Here is a 19,232-nt window from a genome sequence, read left to right on the forward strand (position 1 = left end):
TTTTTCATACTTCTGTTATAATACTACATAAAAATCAAGTTTATATTAAGATACTTAATATAAATGAGAAAGTATAGGTGGTATGAAATGATAAACATATGGCATGATATCAGCCCTGACAGGATTACACCAAAGGAATTTGTGGCTGTGGTTGAAATTTCAAAAGGAAGTAAGAAAAAGTATGAACTGGATAAAGAGACAGGCTTAATTATTCTCGATCGTATCCTATATACGTCTACCCATTATCCGGCAAACTATGGATTTATACCAAGAACTTATGGGGATGATTTGGACCCTCTAGATGTACTTGTACTATGTTCTGAATCCATTGAGCCTTTAACCTTGGTAAAATGCTATCCCATTGGGGTTATGAACATGATTGATAACGGAATGAGAGATGAGAAAATTATTGCTATCCCATGTAACGACCCCAACTTTAATATGTATAAGAATATTAATGAGTTACCTGCTCATTTATTTAGTGAGATGCGGCATTTTTTCAGTGTTTATAAGGAATTGGAGAATAAAGAGACAGCTGTAAATGAGTTTGGTGGACCTGAGGAAGCTATGGATATTATCAGTTATTGTATTAAGAATTATAATAATGTATTTCAAAATAAAAAATAATTAAATAAAAAATTATTTGATATTTGAGAAGCTAGTTATTATTTGAATTAATAACTAGCTTCTTTTATTGTATAAAGAGCAGTTTGAATTAATTCTGCTACAGCTTTAAAAGGTATAAATTATTTGGTTGATAATTGTAATTATTGTATCCATTTTTATGGAAAACTATTGAAAAAAACAAATAAAAGGATTAAAATAAAAAAGATTGTATTATTTTAATAATAGGGGTGAAGTCCAATGGGAGATATTATTATTGAAGAGACCAATCATAGAGCTTTTGCTATGACAATGGCTAGTTTCTTCATGCTTGCGGCCTCAACAGCTATTTGTATTTATGGTTTTATGAAGGAAAATAAGTTTTATAAAATTGTAGGCTTGCTGGTAGCTATAATATTTCTTATTGGATTTTTAGCTGCTATTATACAAGCAACAAAAACTAAAATATTATTTATTATAACTATGGATGGAATAATAGACTGTCCTTCCATAGGAGGATATGGTTTCATATCCTATAAAGACATTAAAGAATTTGAGATTATACATCTCCATGGCCTTGAAACCATTGCAGTTATCTTAAAAAATCGAGATGAATTTATATCCAAATTGCCTCAGAATAAAAAGAGACTGGCTAAGAGAAATTTAAGTCTAAACCAGCCTGCCATAATATTACATACAGATTTAGCAAAGGATATGGTTCCGGAAGATATTCTTAGCTTGCTTCAAAAGAGGTTGAAAGATTATAAAAGATTATACGAGTAAACAAAATTTTACATATTGCACATAAATTTTATTTATAATTGTAAAAAAAACAGGTTGTTTTATTTTAAAACTTGTGTTAATATTAATCATTGTGATATGTTATACAAATATTCCTTGCTCTTTAAAAAAGGGCCAGAGACCAGAAGGAGGTGCTAGGCAACTATGAATCAATATGAATTAGCCTTAGTTGTTAATGCGAAAATCGAAGATGAAGAAAAAGTAGCTACTTTAGAAGAAGTAAAAGACTTAATTAGCAGATTCGGTGGCACAGTTACCAATGTGGATGACTGGGGCAAAAAGAAATTAGCCTATGAGATTCAGAAAATGAAAGAAGGCTACTACTATTTCATCCAATTCGAAGCTGATTCTACTGTTCCAAACGAAATCGAACAAAGAATTCGTATTATGGAAAAAGTAATCAGATATTTATGCATCAAAAAGGATGCCTAAGAGTACTACCTAAGGCGAATTAAAAAGGGAGGTAGTAACTATTGAATAAAGTAATTTTAATCGGACGTTTAACAAGGGATCCCATGGTGAGATATTCACAGGGGGAAAATCAAATGGCAGTTGCCAGATTCACATTAGCAGTAGACCGTAGGTTTAAGAGAGCTAATGATACCCAGGATGCAGACTTTATAGGCTGTGTTTGCTTTGGTAAACAAGCTGAGTTTGTAGAAAAATATTTTAGACAGGGTATGAAGATGGGAGCTGTAGGACGAATTCAAACCGGTAGTTATACTAATAATGAAGGACAAAAAATCTACACTACAGATGTGGTTGTAGAAGAAATTGAGTTTGTTGAAAGCAAAGCAAACAACCCGGATGCGTCCGCTAATAATTATCAAAGGGATTTCAGACCTGAACCTAGCTCAGCTATGGGAGATGGTTTTATGAATATTCCTGATGGTATTGATGAAGAATTACCTTTTAATTAATCGTATATAGAAAAATGGATAAGGAGGTTACAGCATGGCCAATAAGAATGACAAAAGCGATTCTCAGGCAAAAAGAAGAACCTTCAGCCGTAGAAGAAGGAAAGTCTGCGTATTTTGTGCTGATAAAAACCATACAGGTATAGATTATAAAGATGTAAATAAATTAAAGAGATATGTTTCTGAAAGAGGTAAGATTCTTCCTAGAAGAATCACCGGTAACTGCGCAAAGCATCAGAGAGCTTTAACAGTAGCAGTTAAACGTGCAAGACATATAGCTTTAATGCCTTACACAGTAGAATAATATAGTACTATAAAATCAAAAGCGATATGCCAAGGCATATCGCTTTTTTTGTTTATAGTATTATAATTAGTTTACAAAAGGAAAATAATGTGATATATTGTAACGACAATGAGATGAAAGGATTTACAATTAGACAAATGAGAGGTTGAGATTATTATGCTTAATAGGAGTTTTCAAGAATATAGGAGGAAAAAATTTGACTTTAAAATAATATGGGCTATTATTGGATCTGCTGTATTATTTGCCATGATTGGAATAGTAGTAAGAGGGGTCTGGTATAAAAGACAGTGCGATATAATTTATAATGAAGTAAACTCCAGCGTGGTTAAATGTGGTATGAAAATCCATGGTCAATATGGTGGAGAAAAGGTGTTAATCTCAGAGGCTAATATAAATCCTATTATAAAATCTATAACTGATTCTATGGTGGTTTTTGCTTCAGCCGATGATATACCCAATGAAGATCCTGTAATCTTAGAATTTGGAGATCTATTATTAATGGAGATTTATCCGGCAGAAGGTTATGAGGTATTTGTAAAGCATGTGAGAAAAAATAAAGCAAAGTATTATTACATAAAGAATACTTGTAATTTTAATAATCTTAAAAAGATGGTTAGCTTAGATCAGTGGAGTAATCCTAATATAGGGATTGATTAATATATTTTTGTATTGACTCTCACCTTACGTGATACTATATAGTTATTGATGAAGGGAGAAAGGCCATATGAAAGTTAAGGAAGTTGCTGATTTAATAGGTATTAGTGTGCGCACACTACATTATTATGATGAAATTGGACTACTTAGCCCAGATAAAACTACTGAGGCTGGATATCGTATATATTCAGAGAAGAATCTAGAGACTTTGCAGCAAATTCTGTTCTTTAAAGAACTTGGTTTTTCTCTAAAGAAAATCAAAGAAATTCTTGATAGTCCAACATTTGAAAGACAAGAAGCCCTAAAACTCCAGCATAAAATGCTTCTAGAAAAAAGAAGCAGGCTGGATAAAATGATTCAGACTATTGAGAAAACTATTAAACACGGGAAAGGAGAAATACAAATGTCTATTAAAGATAAATTTGAAGGATTTGATTTTAGCAAAAATCCATATGAAGAAGAAGCAAGAAAAAGGTGGGGGGATAAAGCCGTAGATGAAGCAAATGAAAAAGCTAAAAATATGACTTTAACCGATCAAGAAAGATTTAATGAAATATTTTGCAAGCTGGCTTCACTGCGACATTTATCACCTGCTTCTAAAGAAGCACAAGAAGGAATTAAGGAGTGGAATCAGCTTCTAAATAAAATGGGAAACTACTCACCGGAAGCTTTTAAAGGATTAGGGCAAATGTATGTAGATGATGAGAGATTTACAAGAAATATTGATAAGTTTGGTGATGGTTTGGCTTTATTTATGCGTGACGCCATGGAAATATATGCAGATACACAAAAATAAGATAATATATTTAAATAGTAAGCTTTAGAAAAAAAGGCCACAGATTTTATCCCTAAGTTGCAAGATAAAGTCTGTGGCTTATGAAATATAGGAATGATAATAGAAGTTTAATATTACTTTTTAATAAATCCACCGACAGTTGATTTAACGTCGTTAACACTTATATATGCATTAGGGTAGTGTTCTTTTATAAGCTTAATGGTAGCCGGAATTTTCTTTCTTTTAAGCTGGATAAATAAAAGACTTTTTATACTATCATCCTTGCCTTTTCCATCAATAATGGTAACTCCATAATCGTGATCTCTAAGAAGATTTGCCAGTACATTACCAGCTTCCGAATCTACTACCACATAAAGAGAGGCAAGGCCAATTGCAACTTTAGATTCTATTGATACTCCCAGGTAATTACCTAATGAAAATCCGGCAGCGTAAGCGATAATTTTAAAGGGATCGTCAGTAATATTATTAAGCACAGAGCTTACTAATGATATCCAAATTAGTATTTCTATAAAACCAAGAACGGCTCCCTTTACCCGTTCTCCTTTGTTAACTAGCACTAAGCGAACGGTTGCAATTGATACCTCAATTGTTTTTGCGGCAAAAATAATAAGATATAGAATAGGGCCACTTAAATTCATCAAAAATCCCATAGAATGTCTCCTTTGTATACATGAATACTATTATTGTTTTATCTTTTAGTTTTTAATGCAATTATACGATTCTTACATTTAATTTTTATTATGTCTAAGTTCATCTAATTCTATCATTAGTTCAAGAAGTTTTGTTTCATATTCATCAAGAATTGCATGCTTCTCTTTTAACTGGTTTTTCAATTGATTTATTTCTTTTGTATCACTTTCTGATCTTGCTTCAATGGTTCTTATGATTTCTTCTTTTTTATCAATGGTAGTAATTAAGCTATCATTATTTGCCTGCAATTCATTGATTTTATTAGTAGAGTCATCTAATTTTAAGGATAATGTTACTATATTATCTTGTAATTGTACTATAATATTTTCCTGTTCCCATAATTCATTTGTTTTGTTAGATATAGTATTTTTTAGTGTTTCAATGAATTCATTTTTTTCATTGATTTCTTCTTCCATTGAAGAATATTGAGATAAACTAAGTTCTAATTCTTTTATGCGATTGGAATAAAGCTTCTGTTCTTTATTTAGCTTAGCTAACTTTTGTTCTAGTTGGTAGATTTGAGATTTTCTATCAGATAACAAGCTACTCATATTTTCAATTTCATCTTTTTGGTTCTTTACTAAAATATTCATATGATCTAGCTTTGATTCAACGGCTGCATTTTTAGTTTTTTCTTCATCTAACTGTTTTTCAAGGGTTTCTATAGTTTCTTTGGCTGTAGCTAAGTTGTTATATACCTCTTCAAATTTATACCCTTGCTTGGTTAAATCAGAACCTAGTTTTTCTATATGTAGATCTTTTTCTTTTATATCTTCATGAAATTCTTTGATCAAATTATCTTTTTCCTTTATTTTCATCTCCAGTTCTTTACTTATATTATCTTGCTCTGCTAAGTTATTTTGAAGATTTTGAATTGTACTTTCATTATTCTTTAGGCTATTTGTAAGGCCTTTTATTTGTTCTTCCTTCTTATCTAAAATCTTCTTTAATTGATTATAACTATTTGCTTTTTCAGACAATTCTTTATTTAGATTTTTTACTATGTTTTCCTTATGTAATAAATTATTATTAGCCACCTTTAACAGCTGTTCTTTTTCGGCAAGCTGCTTTTGTAATTGTTTATTTTCATTATTGCTTTTTTCTAAAGCTTCTATGGTGCTATTTAAATCTGTTACAGTATCTTCTAATTCTTTTTTGTTCTGTTTTAAGGCTTGGCTTGTCTTTTCTAAATCATTTTCTAAAGAAGAGATTAAATCTGTTTTAGAATGTAAATCAGACTCTTTCTCTTTATTTGCTTTTTCAAGAGTATTTATTTTCTCTTTTAGTATATTAATTTCATTGTCTTTATTAGTAACAATAACTTCTGATTCTTTAAGAAGTTCTGCCATATAATTTATCTTTTCTTCTCTTTCCTTCAAACCTACTTTATATGAATCAATTTCAGTATCTCTATTCATAAGACTTAATTCAAGATGCTGAACTTCTTGTTTATATTCTTTTATTAAGTTTGTAAGGTCTTCATTTTCCTTAATTAAATTATTTAACTTTACTTCATAATGACTTGCTTTACTGTTAAGTCTAGATATCTCATCTTCTCTTTCACGGACATATTCCTCAACTTCAACAGTAATTTCATTATATTTTGCAATTTCATTTTTATAATAAGTAATCTGGGAGTATAAATTTAGCAGTTCCTCCTGTTTAGATTTCAATTGGTTACTGGTATCATTATAGTTTTTTGAAATTTCTTCTATGTAAATAAGAGCATTTTTATATTCCCGTTCAATTTTTAGTAATCGTTGCATCTCTTGTCTTGAAACTATCATTTAATCACCTAAGTCCTTCTAATTATAAGTTTCATTTTAATCCTAGTTGTCACTGTATCTGATATTATACTTGTTTTATATACTAAAATCCACTTCTAAGTTATTATATATTTTATTAACAATAAAAATCGCCAATCCAAGGAATTACAAATTAGCGGTTATTAAAATATAGATTATAAATTGTAGATTTATACTGCTGTCATTCTTTAAATTATATATATTTATAAATAAAAACAGAAAAGCCTGATTAAGTTGGCTTTTCTGTTTTTATTTTACCACTTACTATTACTTAACAAGTGTTCCGTTATAATAAATCTCAAGAGAAGGGTCGGAAAGAGTGTCATAATATGACCAATCTGACTTAGCAAACTGTATTATTAAGGTTACTTTCCCTGTATTCTCCGGACATATAATACTATCATCAAAAGTTATGGTTAATTTAGCATTATCTATATGGCAATTAATTGAGTCTGTTATTTGACTATATCTGAAGGGATTGTCCTCAATTAAGTCGGCATAACAACACCATACATTATGTTTTGCTGTACTCATTCCTTTTGCGGAGTATACAATTTTAAGCTTAGATAAATCAATATCTCCTTGTTCTGAGCTAATAGTATAAGTCTGACTGACGGTGTTATAGTAATTATTTGTAGAAAGCTCCACAGATGGTAATGTGAAGTTATTTATATATGTTTTATAAACCTTTGTCACTGTTAGGTCAACACCGGTATCTCCAATATAAATGGAGGCAAGGGTAGGAAATATAGTATCATAGCTATCATAATCAGCAAGAGCATTCTTATATGCTTCTACCATATCTGATAAGGTAAAATAGGCAATATTTGTTGTATCCTTTGTTTCTATCTTATTAGGATTTATCTTAACCCAATATACCCCTTCAGTTTGTCCTTGAAGAATTAACTCTGGGGGATTTTCGCTTTGGTACTCAGCTGCTATTATAAGACCCTCTATAAAATCTTCAAATACAAAATCCAGTCCCAGTTGAAGAGCAACAGCCTGCCCCCAATTGGAGGAAGTTCCTGTACCACTAAATAAAACATCAGGGTCTAGGTCAGTAATTTCTTTTTCACTGGACCAACCTTCCATTAGGGCTTGTAAAATTTCAGGATAAACAAAAGTTAGAGTTCGCCTATTGAATATTCCCAGTGATTCTCCGATTGTATCAAAGACTCCGTTATCCCACCAGCATATGGGGATTTCATAATGTGCTGCAGCCTGTGCATAATAATATGCATATTCTACTCTGTCTTCTAGATTATCTTTATTGGTAGCTGCAAATTCTCCCAGTACTACAGGAATTCCTTTTTCTACAAAGGTTTCATATATTAACTTAAACAGTTTATCAAGAATTTTCTTATCATTTTCACCAAATGTGGTCTGGGATCCGGCTGCAGTATTTAAGGCAAAATCATATGGGGTATAAGCATGAAGAGATACTGCAACATGTTCATCATCCGGTACTTTCATGGCGATGATTTTGCTATAGTCTGCCGATGCCGCATAGGTAGGTAGCATAACTAATCTCTTTTCATTGTTTCCTCCGGTTTTGCGGATGGCAGAAAGAGCCTTGGCATTATATTCATTTACAATTTCATATAAGCTTGTATTGCCGACCCAATCATCACCGTTTCTTGGCTCATTAAGAACTTCAAATATCAGTTTATCACCATAATCTTTAAAATAATTAGCAATCTGTGTCCATACAGCTTCTAACTCCGCCAGTACTTTTTCTTTACTTTTTTCGTTTGCCTGGGTCTGTAATTGATTATGATGAATATTTATAATTGCGTACATATCATTAATAAGGGCATAGTTTACTACAGTTTCGACACGTTTCAAATACTCCGGATCGATGGTATAGTTATCATCAATATAATGTTCGTCCCATCTAACCGGTATACGAAGTGTACTAAATCCAGCAGATTTTATGGCATCGATCATTTTTCTTTTAGTAACCGGATTACCCCAATTTGTTTCTCCACCGTTTGCTTCTAAGGAATTACCTAAATTCCAGCCAACCTTCAATTCTTTAACTAATTCCATAGCAGATATATCTCTCATGGTTGTGGGATAGGTATAGTCATCGGGAAATTCCGGTCCTTCTACTTCTGCAGGAATAAATTCATAATCAGTTAAGGTAATATCACATATTACTTCAGTAATATTATGAATATAATCAGTTTTTTCAGCTTCATCAGTGGGCAGGTAATTATTTAGGATAATCATAGTGTTATTGCCTGTAAGTCCCCATGAAACAGTCTCTGCCAGATAGGATTCGTTATATTCTTTATTAAGATCAATCACAAGGTCATCATAACCCTCTGCTTTTACGATAACAGTTCCGATATGGAATTTTAATCTGCTTCCTTCTCCGGCTATAAGTTTGTCATCACTTACTTGTAAACCAAAGTTAGCAGAGCTATTGACCTTTGAAAATACATTGCTTGTATTTGTTGCATTAAGTACTGTATTTGTCTGATAGACTAGGTTTACCATATTGTCCATGCTCATCCAGGTCCAATCATTGGTAGTGTTTTGGGCAAAGGCTTTTATGGTAACCTTGGTTATATCACCTTGATTATAATAATTTGACTCTATTGTCTTTCGAGTAATTGTAACTTTAGTCACTACAAGGTCGGCTCCGGCATCTGATACATAGATAGCATCTAAATCCTGAAAATGAGATGAATACCCTTCTCCATATGCCATCTCATATGCACTGATCATATCGGGCACACTAAAATAAGCAACTCCGTCACTGGTATAGCTGGGAAAAACATTTTGCCAAATATCATTATGTGTCCAACTTTGTAAAGACAGTACCGGTGCTTTTAACCCTTCATATGTAACTGCAATCTGTGCTTGCGGTGTTAAATCACCTTTAGAAAAGTCCGAACCGGAATATAAGGTTACTGCTTGACCCCAATCAGATGAAGTAGCTGAGCCTTCAAATAAAACTACTTCCTCATTTGATGGCTCACTTTGCACTGCTTGTTCCTTGGAATTTGCATATGCCATAGACCGGTTAGGCACAGCAGCATAAGTGCAGACCATTACTAGCAGCAGTAGTAATGATAAAATACTCTTTTTCTTCATTTTCATAATATACACCCTCCATTTTATTATTTAATCTATGCCTAATAATTACACTAAAGATATAGTAAAAAGCTCAGTGATATATAAGGCATAAGATTAGTTCAAATATGGAATATTCTACATAATAAGAGTAAAAACCCTGTTATTGCCTAAATTATACTATAAATAGTAAAATATTACCAGAGCGTATTTGGAAAAATTTAAATGATGTTTATTTAAACTTATTTTAGATTAATATAAAACAACATTGACATTATTCCGATATAGGAATAATATATAGATGAGGTGGTGCCAGTGAAATATATAAGCATAAAAGAAGCAAGTGAAAGATGGAAAATAAGTGATAGTAGGATACGATTGTTATGCCGAGAAGGGCGAATTGAAGGAGCAGTAAAGGTTGGTCGAAATTGGCTAATACCTTCTCATGCTACTAAGCCAATTGATGCAAGAGAGTTTATTAATAAAAAATATTTTGGTTTAGAATATGATTTTACTTATATTGATTCTCTTAAAGATAGAATAGATAATTATAGGCCATTTTCAAAAGAACTTGCTGACTCACTTCATGAAAAGCTTATTGTAGAATGGACTTATAATAGCAATGCAATTGAAGGCAACACTTTGACAATGTCAGAAACAAAAGTTGTGCTTGAAGGTATTACTGTTGGTGGGAAAAGTTTGGTTGAACATCTAGAAATTATCAATCATCGTGATGCAATTTTGTTTGTAGAGGATTTAATCTCCAAGAAGGAAACTCTTTCTGAATGGAATATAAGAAACATTCATTCTTTAGTACTAAAGGAAATTGATAATAAAAATGCCGGGAAATATAGAGATGTGAATGTTGTTATAAGTGGTGCAAAACATATCCCCCCCAAGCATTATGAAGTATCTTATTTAATGCAAAAGCTTATTGAAGAATATAAAAATTATTGGAGGGACTATCATCCGGTTGTAAGGGCAACACTATTACATGGTGAATTTGTAAAAATCCATCCTTTTATTGACGGTAATGGAAGGACTGCAAGACTTCTATTAAATTTTGAATTAATGAAGAATGGATATACGCCAATTATTATAAAAAATAAAGACAGGGCAAAATACTATGATGTGTTAGATATTGCACATACAACTATGGATTATGAAGCCTTTATAAAATTCATATCTGATTTGGTTATAGAATCTGAAAAGTTATGGTTATCAGTATTAGAATAATGATAAGATTCTTATTATAAAGGATTGTACTAATAAAAAGTGGGATAGGCTGGTGGACCTATCCCTTGTTTTTAATTGACTATATAATATTCAAAATCGGAATTAACAGATCCGCTGCCTTGGAAGCCAAAGCTTATGGTATCACCGGCAGCTATGCTACTATTCCAGTTCAAAGGGGTAATTATAAGCCTGTTTCCTTCTTGTGTAAGTGAGGCATTCCAGATGCTTTCAATGGTAAAATCAGCATCAGATAGTACTAGGGTCCAGTCTTTTATATCTACGGATGATGTATTAGTTATATAGATAGTCATAGTATATCCACTATTCCAAGCATTAACTTCTGTTTTTAGTTTCAGTGGAGTGGGACTTGGAGTAGCCGTAGGTGTTGGAGTAGGAGTTAAGCTAGGAGTTGGCCTTGGAGTAACCGAAGGAGTGGGACTTGGGGTAGCTGAAGGTGTTGGACTAGGAGTTAAGCTAGGGGTTGGACTGGGAGTGACGAAAGGGGACGGAGTAGGTGTAGATGGAGAGTTGTAATATTCATTTAAGGACACACCATTTCTACCTAGGGGCACCTTATGATCAAGTCCTATAAACTTCCCATCTTCAGTCTTCCAGAGGGTAGGGTAGAGATAATTATCATATTTATTATCGTTCCATTTATAATCTCTACTTCCGGGGAATGGAGTACCTTCATCCCTGGTCAAAAGCCCTCCGGTATCTGCAGAGTCATTGTTAATACACCAGAATGTATGATGTAATTGATATTTATTTTCTAGGATATAATCTCTAATAGATCTTAAATATTTCTTGTTTAAGTCTAAAAGAACATGATTTCCTTCTGTCAAACCGCCCCACTCACCTAAGAAGAGGGGACCTATACCTTCTTCCATAATATAGGCCCAGTTGTCTCGCCAACATTTCTCATAAAGTATTTCCTTGGCTCTTTTATCATCAGCGGTAATAAACTCACCTTTAAACCATTCTTGTTCAAATACGATTGGGCCATAGTCGTGAGGAGAATAGACCAGTTGTTTTTGATGTTTTCCTAAATCTATGGGGTAATCCTTTACACCTCTTAAATTGCCTCCCCACCAGTTACCGTAATAATCATTGTTACCCAACCATGGACTCATATTAATGGTCTCATCATCCCAGATACCATCTTTGGGGTAGATTTCAACACCCTCTACAAAGATTAAGGCATTGGGATGTACATCTAATATCATAAGGGCAGTTTCCTCTGCAACTCTTTTCCAATTGTTTGGAAGATTAGAATCGTCCCAGATAGCACTTTGTGACTTAATCTTTAGGTCACCGGTATTGGTGTGGGGTTCATTTTTAAGATCAAAGCCAATAATTGTATCATCATTTTTATAATAATCGGCTACCCAAACCCAGGCTGCTTTAAATATTTCTTCTGTGATCTCACCTTTTACCCAAAGGGGAGCATTATGCCCCATATTATCAGTTTCAGCACTATGTACATCTAGAATAACTTTAATTCCAACCCTTTTGAAATTCTCCAGCATAAGATTAAATAATTCAAAGCTATTTAAACCGGCCAAGTTAGGATTGTTATAGCTGGTATCTGTGGAGGGAGGATATTCACCCTTACTCCATGCGTAAAGCAAATCGGTAGCAATGGGAACTCGAACCACATTAATTCCCTTATCTGCAACTGTTTCAATACAAGCTATAATATCGCAGGAATATGAATCAAGGAACATTCTTTCCCGGCAGTTAAAGCCAAACCAATTAGCGCCGGTAAGCCAAACCTTGTTACCATACTTATCAACTATGTTTGTACCCTCCACATGGAGCCAATCATCATTTGGATCTGCGGTAATGGTATAATCCCTAATAGAATCTGCCACGGCGGTTTTATTGCTTACCGGTGGCTTTAGTACAAAAATAGCCAGTAACATGGTGATTAATAAGAATGAAAGTATTTGCTTTTTCAAAACTAGGACCCCCTATTCTAAAATTCTAATCAGTAATTTGATAAATAACAGACTATCTTTTCGTAATATATGGTTATTGTCTTAAGAACAGCTTAAGTGGTAAAAAACCAGAAGATGTATTAGTAGAAGAAGTAGAGTAAAGGTAAGCACTCTATAGTAGAGTGCTTACGTTCAATCTGAGTTAATCTTCATATTAAAGTATATAAATATATCTTTTTAATTATAAATTCAACAAGTACTGCCTTAGAAGGGAAAAATCAAGGGCATCTACAACATTGTCATTATTAAGATCTCCCGACTTAATATCATTGTCCACCGGAAATTTATCTATAGAGCCCAGGAGATACATTTTCATTAAAGCATAGTCTAATCCATCAATGGCTCCGTCTCCGTTCAAATCTCCTAAGAGTATTTGCGATTCTTTACTAAATGAAAAGTAGTTTATATTAAATAAATAATCGCTTCCTCCTGTAAACACCAAATATAAGTCATGTGTTCCGCTTACATTATTAATACTACATTGTACGTCGGTCCATATCTGCCATCCTCCGGTTCCGGGAACCGAACAAGTCCCTAGGAGAGTACCTGTAGGACTTCCTAACCTAATCTCAATCTTTCCTCCGTTTGTTTCACTGGCCACTCTGGCTTTAAAACTGGCAGCACCGGTACCGAAATCAACATTTTTATAAACAAGATAATCCCCATTTTCAATAAATCCCACATTCATGCCGCCTCCTGTGTCTTGGCAGGTTTCAGTTTCTACTCCGGACTGGCTGCTGTAATTTTCAGCTTCAATTTTTTCAAAGGCTGATATAGGTTTTGGTGGATCTTGGGATTCATTGTCAGTAAATCCGGCTGCACAGGCCATCTGCGCAAAATTCCAAAAACTTTGCTTCCATACATTCCAATCATGGCCTGCCCCCTGAATGAGCCAATAGTGATGAGGGATACCTCTGGATTCACAAAAATTATGTACTCCTGCACCAAAACTTATAAGATTGTCATTGGTTCCGCATGAAATAAATAATAATTTCAACTTACTTTTGGCAGCAGCTCCGTTATCCGGGAATAGCCTGGAAGTAGGATAAGTGTTAGGTGCTGCAGAAAATGCTCCGATATATGGGAAGAGATCCAGGTTGGTAAGTCCAATATTGAAGGTTTGTCCGCCACCCATAGATAGGCCGGCTAGTGCACGATGCTTGCTATCGGTTTTAACAGAATAATTGGATTCAATATAGGGGATAAGACTATGAATTAAATCGTTGGTGAAATTCTCCCATCCATCTTGTGCTCCGCCTCCGCTTGCATTACCGTTTGGAAGTACAAGAATAAATGGATCGATTTTTCCGGCTGCAAGAAGATTATCAAGGATAACGTGTGGTGAACCCCCATTGTACCATTCATCTTCATTACCGCCAATGCCGTGCAGTAAATACATGACGCTATACTTTTGATTTGTGGAATATCCGGGAGGCAGATAAATTCTTGCTCTTCTCTGGCTATTTGTAGCCTTGGATTGATAAGTAATATAACTGACTTTACCCTGTGGAACACCGTTTTGAACTCTGTCATATCCTGATGGAGGTGTGGTAGGGAGATTTTCAGCCGCCATTACATCTTTAGGCAGGCCAAAAACTACTGCTAGGATAAGCAGGATAGGTGTTATTTTCCTGCCCAATACATTAATAAGGTTTTTTGCTTTCATTTTCTTTCCTCCTTTTTATATTTGGTAGTGTCATTTTGGCACCCCTTTTTCTTTATTAAAACCTTTGTAATATAAGGGTTATATTGTTAAGCCCAAACTCTTTCCGGATTCTATAGAATGTAAGAGAAAACAATGCTAGAATGTCTATTTATACCTTCTCATATATTTGAGGCAATTGAAGTTAATTGGCATGTAAGAATTTATCACTAGAACAGAAAAACGTGATTTTACATATTTTGTATACACTAATACTATCATAAAATACATTTATTTACAACCATTATTTTACATTAATTGGACAATTTATTAATAAGCAATTTACTGGAATTTAAAATAGAATTTTAAAAGTGGAGGGATATAAATCTAAATATAGTTACTTGTAATAGGATACTAAAAAATGCCATAAGCTAATAAACTTAGCGTACGGCATTTTTTATGACATAAATATTATTTTTTAAGGATTACTAATGATATCTCTAGATTATTTAAAACTTAAATATGGAGCTGGCTTCTTTAAGTTTATCAGAGCTGTTTTTTGTCTCTTTGACCTTCTCCATTATATTATCAGCTTCTAGATTTGCTTCCGATACCCTAGTTGCAATCTCTGAGGTTCCGATAGCGCTTTCATTGGCAGCAATTGACACCCCTTCTATAGTGTTTGTCATGTTTTCAATAGAAGCTAGTAATTCCTCGGAGGTGGCACTAAATTCTATAATAAGATCTTCAATAAATTTAGCGTCATCACTATATTTATTACCTACATTTTGCATATGCTTATAATCATTGGCCACATCATTTGATACAAAGGTTAAGAGATTATTGGCATTATCGGATAGGTTAGCTACAGCGTTATTTACACTGGCTGTTATTTCAGTAATTTTGCCAACGGCAGCCTTGGATTGGTCTGCCAAATGGTTAATTTCTCTAGCAACAACTGCAAAGCCTTTACCTGCTTCTCCGGCTCTGGCTGCTTCAATAGAAGCATTAAGGGCTAAGAGATTAGTCTGCTGAGCTATATCCATGATGGAAGCGGAGAGTACATTAATCTGTTCCACAACTTTTGCCTCCTCAATGGCTTTTTCAAGCTCTTCTTTTGATTCAAGGAGAAGTGCCTTAGTCTTCTGCATGGACAATTCTACTTTTTCTTTTATAGTTTCTGCTCTTTGGCTGATTTTTTGTGCGGCAATTGCTCCCTTTTCCGAATTTTCTGTAACTGTATGGGCTGCTCTTTCGATTTCGGAAGAAGTCGATGTCATTTCCTCTGTTGCTGCGGCTGTCTCCTGGCTATTGGCTGAAAGTTCTTCTGTTGTTGCTGCAACTCCTTCAAGGTTAGATGTTAAATCGTTCATCTCAATTACAATATGGTCAAGCTTTTCCTGAATCTGAAATGCTTCTTCTGTTATTTGCCTTGTTAAATATTTAAGGGAATCCTTCATTGTTTGAATGCCCCTTGCAATTATACCTAGTTCATCTTTTTTTGACATAAGGGTTTTATCCACATCAATAGTAAAATCACCCTGTGCGATTATGGCCAAATAATTTGCAGACTTCTTTATAGGATCTGAAATTTTACCTGTGGCAAAAAAGATAATTATAAATGAAATAATAATAGAGATTAAACCCATAAGTCCATTTATTTTTTGCATGCCGTATACAAGATCCATGGCCTCAGTTTTATTTTGTACTGTTATTATAGCCCAATTATCAGAGCTGCCGGGCAGAGTAATGGTTTGATAAGCGCTGATAACTTTGTCACCATTGATATCTGTATAGGTGTCAAAACCATTTTCACCCTTAAGTGCCTTTTCAACAATATTCTTTAAAGCCTCGGGAACCTTAATATCCAATTCCTCTGTTACTTCATTTTGCTCTTCATCTAACTTTAAAACAGTCTTTTTCATTGTTTTGTAGTTATATAACTCTGATAGTTGTTCGGTTTTTGGATGGGCTATAACCACTCCTTCACCGTCTACAATAAAGGCATATTTACTGTCATCGCTATATTTTTGAATATGTTTTTGGAGTTCATCAAGCTTTATATCAGCAGCCATAACACCGGCAAATTGCTCATTATCATCATATATAGGAATGGCAATTGTACTTACAGGCATATTGGTAGCTATTGAATAGTAGGATTTACTTACAAAAGGTGCTTGTTCATCCTTTGCCTTAACAAACCACCAACGGTTAGAGATGTTTCTTAGTTGACCGGATGTTTTGGCAGTCTGCATACCCTTACTATCTTGAATATATAGTAATTCAAAATAAGTATGTTTATTATAAAGGTTCATTAAAGTTTTCTCTTGATTCTTAGGATCAGAATTTATATTTAAAGCCACTTGTTCAGTAAGAGAATAGGCTTCTGAAACAAAATCTGATATATGATTAGCTATAGAATCCACAAAAATCATATTATTTTCTTCCAATTCTTTCTCGTAATTTCTTGCTATAATAAAAACATTTACAATAATAGTGAGTAAGATTGGTAGAATCACAAGTAATGACGCATAAAGTGCTATTTTTTGTCGTATGGATTTCATATGATAGGCCCCCTTTTAGCAAAGTAAGTATGTAAATGAATTAAATGGAAAATAATTTTGCACAAAATAATATTGCGCAATTTATACTAATTATAAATTTTAATGAATTTAAGTCAATAGTCTTGTATTTCCATTAATTTTAAAGCTCTTTAGCTTCAGCTAGACTTTGTTTATAAATACTTGTAATTGTGATAGAATAGGAGTATAGATAAAAATACTTGCTATAGAAAAGAGGAATTATGAGGATATTAGTTGTAAATGATGATGGAGTTTTTACCAGTGGAATAAGTCACCTGGCAAAAATGGCGGCCAAGCTTGGAGAGGTATGGGTGGTGGCACCGGATCAACAGTGCAGTGCCATGTCCCATAGAATTACGGTACATGGTACTTTAGATATTAAACAGGTCGATATTTCAGTACCCGGTGTTCATGCTTATGGGGTAAGTGGAACCCCTGCAGACTGTGTTAAGGTTGGGATAAAATATCTAATGCCAGAAAAACCAGATATTGTTTTTTCAGGTATTAATTTTGGATATAATGTGGGGCTGGATATCTTGTATTCAGGTACCGTAGGAGCCGCAATGGAGGCCTTAATCCATGGGGTACCTGCCATGGCATTCTCAAAAGAGATGAATGATAATTATGAAGTGGTGGAGGCTAACTTACTTTCTATAACAAAAGAGTTGTTAAATCGCCCCATAAAAAGTAATGAAATATGGAATATTAATTTCCCATCATGTACCATGTCAGAGTTTAGAGGAGTTTTATACGACCGTATACCGGCAAAAGAACAGTTTTATTTAGACAAGTATGTAAGAATGGAACTGGAAAATAGCAATTTTAGGCTAACAATAGATGGGGTAAGAAATACAGCTGCTGAGGAAGGAACAGATATGAGAGCAGTTTTAGATAATTATATATCAGTAGGGAAAGTGGCAAACAATATACTAAGATCTTAAAACATTAAAGAATTTCTTATAACAAATAGGAATAGGCTGTCTGAACATCTGGGCCTATTCCTATTTACTTTACTAAGATAATATCATGGTTAAGTATCTTTATGGAATAAAATCCAGGCAAGATTGTCAGACTTAGGTGTGAGGAAGAATATAAACCATAAAGAGGTAAAGAAGATGTCATATTTTCATGGAATCAATAAAAAGAAGGGTTATTTTGAAGGATGGTATTTTAGAAATCAAAATGATACAGAGGTTATATCACTGATACCTGCCTTTCATATAGATGAAAAAGGAAAAAAGTCAGCCTCTATCCAGGTAATAACCAATACTGTTTCTGACTATATTATGTATCCAATTGAAGATTTTGCAGTATCAAGAAAAAAGTTAGGGATACGAATAGGTAATAATATATTTACTAAGGAAGGAATTATAGTAAATTTTACTACTAAGAAAATTGAAGTAAAAGGAGCACTTAAATTTAGCAAGTTTACACCTTTAAAATACGATATTATGGGGCCTTTTAAGTATATGCCTTTTATGCAATGTCGTCATAGTGTTTTTAGCCTATCCCACAAGGTTACAGGTAAATTAAGAATAAATGGAGGGGTGATGTACTTTAATCAAGGTCTAGGCTATGTGGAGGGTGACAGAGGCATAGAATTTCCAAGGAGCTATTTTTGGACACAATGCAGTTGGGGTGATCAAGCTAATAACGCTATTATGATATCAATAGCAGATATTCCCATTGCCAATGTTACTTTTAAAGGTTGCATTGCAGTAATATATTATGGTGGTAAAGAATATCGATTGGCAACATATTTAGGAGTAAAGATTATGAAATATAATAAAAATGAGTTGTGGGTGCAACAGGGGGGATATGATCTTTATGTGACCTTAATAGATAAGAACCCACATAAATTACTGGCTCCTGTAAAAGGCTCCATGATGCGTACTGTTTATGAAAGCATTGATTGCAAAATAAGATATAGGTTCATGGTTAATAAAAAGCTGATATTTGATTTTATAGGTAGGGGGAGTTTTGAGAGGGGTTGATAGGGTGTTTTTTATACTAAGGTCTAAAGTATGCAAACATTGAAAAATCAGGGGTTTTAGAGTAAAATACAGATATAGTAATGATATATAAGTATAGAGTAGTTATTTTTTTATATAAAAGTATCAA

General features: G+C 33.5%; 16 protein-coding genes. 10 read left to right on the top strand and 6 right to left on the bottom strand.

Annotated features, from left to right (window positions below):
- The first annotated feature begins 87 nt into the window (after nt 1-87).
- The 7 genes from SD1D_RS00625 (at nt 88) to SD1D_RS00655 (ending at nt 4,075) form a co-directional block, all read left to right on the top strand.
- Nucleotides 88-627: an inorganic diphosphatase gene (locus SD1D_RS00625; protein ID WP_275940379.1), complete on the top strand. Its 540-nt coding sequence runs from the start codon at nt 88-90 to the stop codon at nt 625-627.
- A 237-nt stretch (nt 628-864) separates the two neighbouring features.
- Nucleotides 865-1,386, top strand: coding sequence for an STM3941 family protein (locus SD1D_RS00630; protein WP_058257135.1), 522 nt, complete (start codon nt 865-867; stop codon nt 1,384-1,386).
- A gap of 162 nt (nt 1,387-1,548) precedes the next feature.
- The gene (gene rpsF / locus SD1D_RS00635; protein WP_058257136.1) at nt 1,549-1,836 is read left to right on the top strand and encodes a 30S ribosomal protein S6; all 288 of its coding nucleotides are present in this window, start codon (nt 1,549-1,551) and stop codon (nt 1,834-1,836) included.
- A 41-nt stretch (nt 1,837-1,877) separates the two neighbouring features.
- Nucleotides 1,878-2,324, top strand: coding sequence for a single-stranded DNA-binding protein (locus tag SD1D_RS00640; protein WP_058257137.1), 447 nt, complete (start codon nt 1,878-1,880; stop codon nt 2,322-2,324).
- 34 nt (nt 2,325-2,358) lie between these two features.
- Nucleotides 2,359-2,625 carry a 30S ribosomal protein S18 gene (gene rpsR, locus SD1D_RS00645; RefSeq protein WP_058257138.1) on the top strand — a complete coding sequence of 89 codons (267 nt, stop codon included), beginning with the start codon at nt 2,359-2,361 and terminating at the stop codon, nt 2,623-2,625.
- A gap of 156 nt (nt 2,626-2,781) precedes the next feature.
- Entirely contained in the window at nt 2,782-3,282 is a 501-nt protein-coding gene (locus SD1D_RS00650; RefSeq protein ID WP_058257139.1) for a hypothetical protein, read from the top strand.
- Nucleotides 3,283-3,349: 67 nt separating this feature from the next.
- The gene (locus SD1D_RS00655; RefSeq protein WP_058257140.1) at nt 3,350-4,075 is read left to right on the top strand and encodes a MerR family transcriptional regulator; all 726 of its coding nucleotides are present in this window, start codon (nt 3,350-3,352) and stop codon (nt 4,073-4,075) included.
- Between the two features lie 113 nt (nt 4,076-4,188).
- Here SD1D_RS00655 and SD1D_RS00660 read toward each other — a convergent pair whose 3' ends face one another.
- The 3 genes from SD1D_RS00660 to SD1D_RS00670 all read right to left on the bottom strand — a co-directional run bounded on the left by SD1D_RS00660 (nt 4,189) and on the right by SD1D_RS00670 (nt 9,678).
- Nucleotides 4,189-4,725 carry a DUF2179 domain-containing protein gene (locus SD1D_RS00660; RefSeq protein ID WP_058257141.1) on the bottom strand — a complete coding sequence of 179 codons (537 nt, stop codon included), beginning with the start codon at nt 4,723-4,725 and terminating at the stop codon, nt 4,189-4,191.
- A gap of 78 nt (nt 4,726-4,803) precedes the next feature.
- A complete protein-coding gene (locus SD1D_RS00665; protein WP_058257142.1) occupies nt 4,804-6,552 on the bottom strand; it encodes a hypothetical protein in 1,749 nt (582 codons plus the stop codon).
- A 285-nt stretch (nt 6,553-6,837) separates the two neighbouring features.
- Nucleotides 6,838-9,678, bottom strand: coding sequence for a cellulase family glycosylhydrolase (locus SD1D_RS00670; RefSeq protein ID WP_058257143.1), 2,841 nt, complete (start codon nt 9,676-9,678; stop codon nt 6,838-6,840).
- 288 nt (nt 9,679-9,966) lie between these two features.
- Between SD1D_RS00670 and SD1D_RS12240 the strand changes: the two genes are divergently transcribed.
- Nucleotides 9,967-10,887: a Fic family protein gene (locus tag SD1D_RS12240; protein ID WP_173803190.1), complete on the top strand. Its 921-nt coding sequence runs from the start codon at nt 9,967-9,969 to the stop codon at nt 10,885-10,887.
- Nucleotides 10,888-10,958: 71 nt separating this feature from the next.
- On the opposite strand, the gene SD1D_RS00685 is transcribed toward SD1D_RS12240, so the two are convergent.
- From SD1D_RS00685 to SD1D_RS00695, 3 genes are all read right to left on the bottom strand, one after another.
- On the bottom strand, nt 10,959-12,848 hold the full coding sequence (locus tag SD1D_RS00685) for a cellulase family glycosylhydrolase (RefSeq protein ID WP_242955228.1): 1,890 nt from the start codon (nt 12,846-12,848) through the stop codon (nt 10,959-10,961).
- 220 nt (nt 12,849-13,068) lie between these two features.
- Nucleotides 13,069-14,553, bottom strand: coding sequence for a carbohydrate-binding protein (locus SD1D_RS00690; protein WP_058257144.1), 1,485 nt, complete (start codon nt 14,551-14,553; stop codon nt 13,069-13,071).
- Nucleotides 14,554-15,038: 485 nt separating this feature from the next.
- Entirely contained in the window at nt 15,039-17,093 is a 2,055-nt protein-coding gene (locus SD1D_RS00695) for a methyl-accepting chemotaxis protein (protein WP_058257145.1), read from the bottom strand.
- A gap of 239 nt (nt 17,094-17,332) precedes the next feature.
- Between SD1D_RS00695 and surE the strand changes: the two genes are divergently transcribed.
- Nucleotides 17,333-18,052 (top strand): 5'/3'-nucleotidase SurE, encoded by a 720-nt coding sequence (gene surE, locus SD1D_RS00700; protein ID WP_058257146.1) that lies wholly within the window; start codon nt 17,333-17,335, stop codon nt 18,050-18,052.
- 174 nt (nt 18,053-18,226) lie between these two features.
- Complete coding sequence (locus SD1D_RS00705; RefSeq protein ID WP_058257147.1) at nt 18,227-19,105, top strand: tocopherol cyclase family protein; 879 nt, start codon at nt 18,227-18,229, stop codon at nt 19,103-19,105.
- The last annotated feature ends 127 nt before the right edge of the window (nt 19,106-19,232 follow it).

The organism is Herbinix luporum (genome assembly GCF_900070325.1).
GTDB lineage: Bacteria > Bacillota > Clostridia > Lachnospirales > Lachnospiraceae > Mobilitalea > Mobilitalea luporum.

Coding starts and splice junctions, on each gene's coding strand:
- SD1D_RS00625 (WP_275940379.1), top strand. CDS start 88: ATGATAAACATATGGCATGATATCAGCCCTGACAGGATTACACCAAAG.
- SD1D_RS00630 (WP_058257135.1), top strand. CDS start 865: ATGGGAGATATTATTATTGAAGAGACCAATCATAGAGCTTTTGCTATG.
- rpsF (WP_058257136.1), top strand. CDS start 1,549: ATGAATCAATATGAATTAGCCTTAGTTGTTAATGCGAAAATCGAAGAT.
- rpsR (WP_058257138.1), top strand. CDS start 2,359: ATGGCCAATAAGAATGACAAAAGCGATTCTCAGGCAAAAAGAAGAACC.
- SD1D_RS00650 (WP_058257139.1), top strand. CDS start 2,782: ATGCTTAATAGGAGTTTTCAAGAATATAGGAGGAAAAAATTTGACTTT.
- SD1D_RS00655 (WP_058257140.1), top strand. CDS start 3,350: ATGAAAGTTAAGGAAGTTGCTGATTTAATAGGTATTAGTGTGCGCACA.
- SD1D_RS00660 (WP_058257141.1), bottom strand. CDS start 4,725: ATGGGATTTTTGATGAATTTAAGTGGCCCTATTCTATATCTTATTATT.
- SD1D_RS00665 (WP_058257142.1), bottom strand. CDS start 6,552: ATGATAGTTTCAAGACAAGAGATGCAACGATTACTAAAAATTGAACGG.
- SD1D_RS00670 (WP_058257143.1), bottom strand. CDS start 9,678: ATGAAAATGAAGAAAAAGAGTATTTTATCATTACTACTGCTGCTAGTA.
- SD1D_RS00690 (WP_058257144.1), bottom strand. CDS start 14,553: ATGAAAGCAAAAAACCTTATTAATGTATTGGGCAGGAAAATAACACCT.
- SD1D_RS00695 (WP_058257145.1), bottom strand. CDS start 17,093: ATGAAATCCATACGACAAAAAATAGCACTTTATGCGTCATTACTTGTG.
- surE (WP_058257146.1), top strand. CDS start 17,333: ATGAGGATATTAGTTGTAAATGATGATGGAGTTTTTACCAGTGGAATA.
- SD1D_RS00705 (WP_058257147.1), top strand. CDS start 18,227: ATGTCATATTTTCATGGAATCAATAAAAAGAAGGGTTATTTTGAAGGA.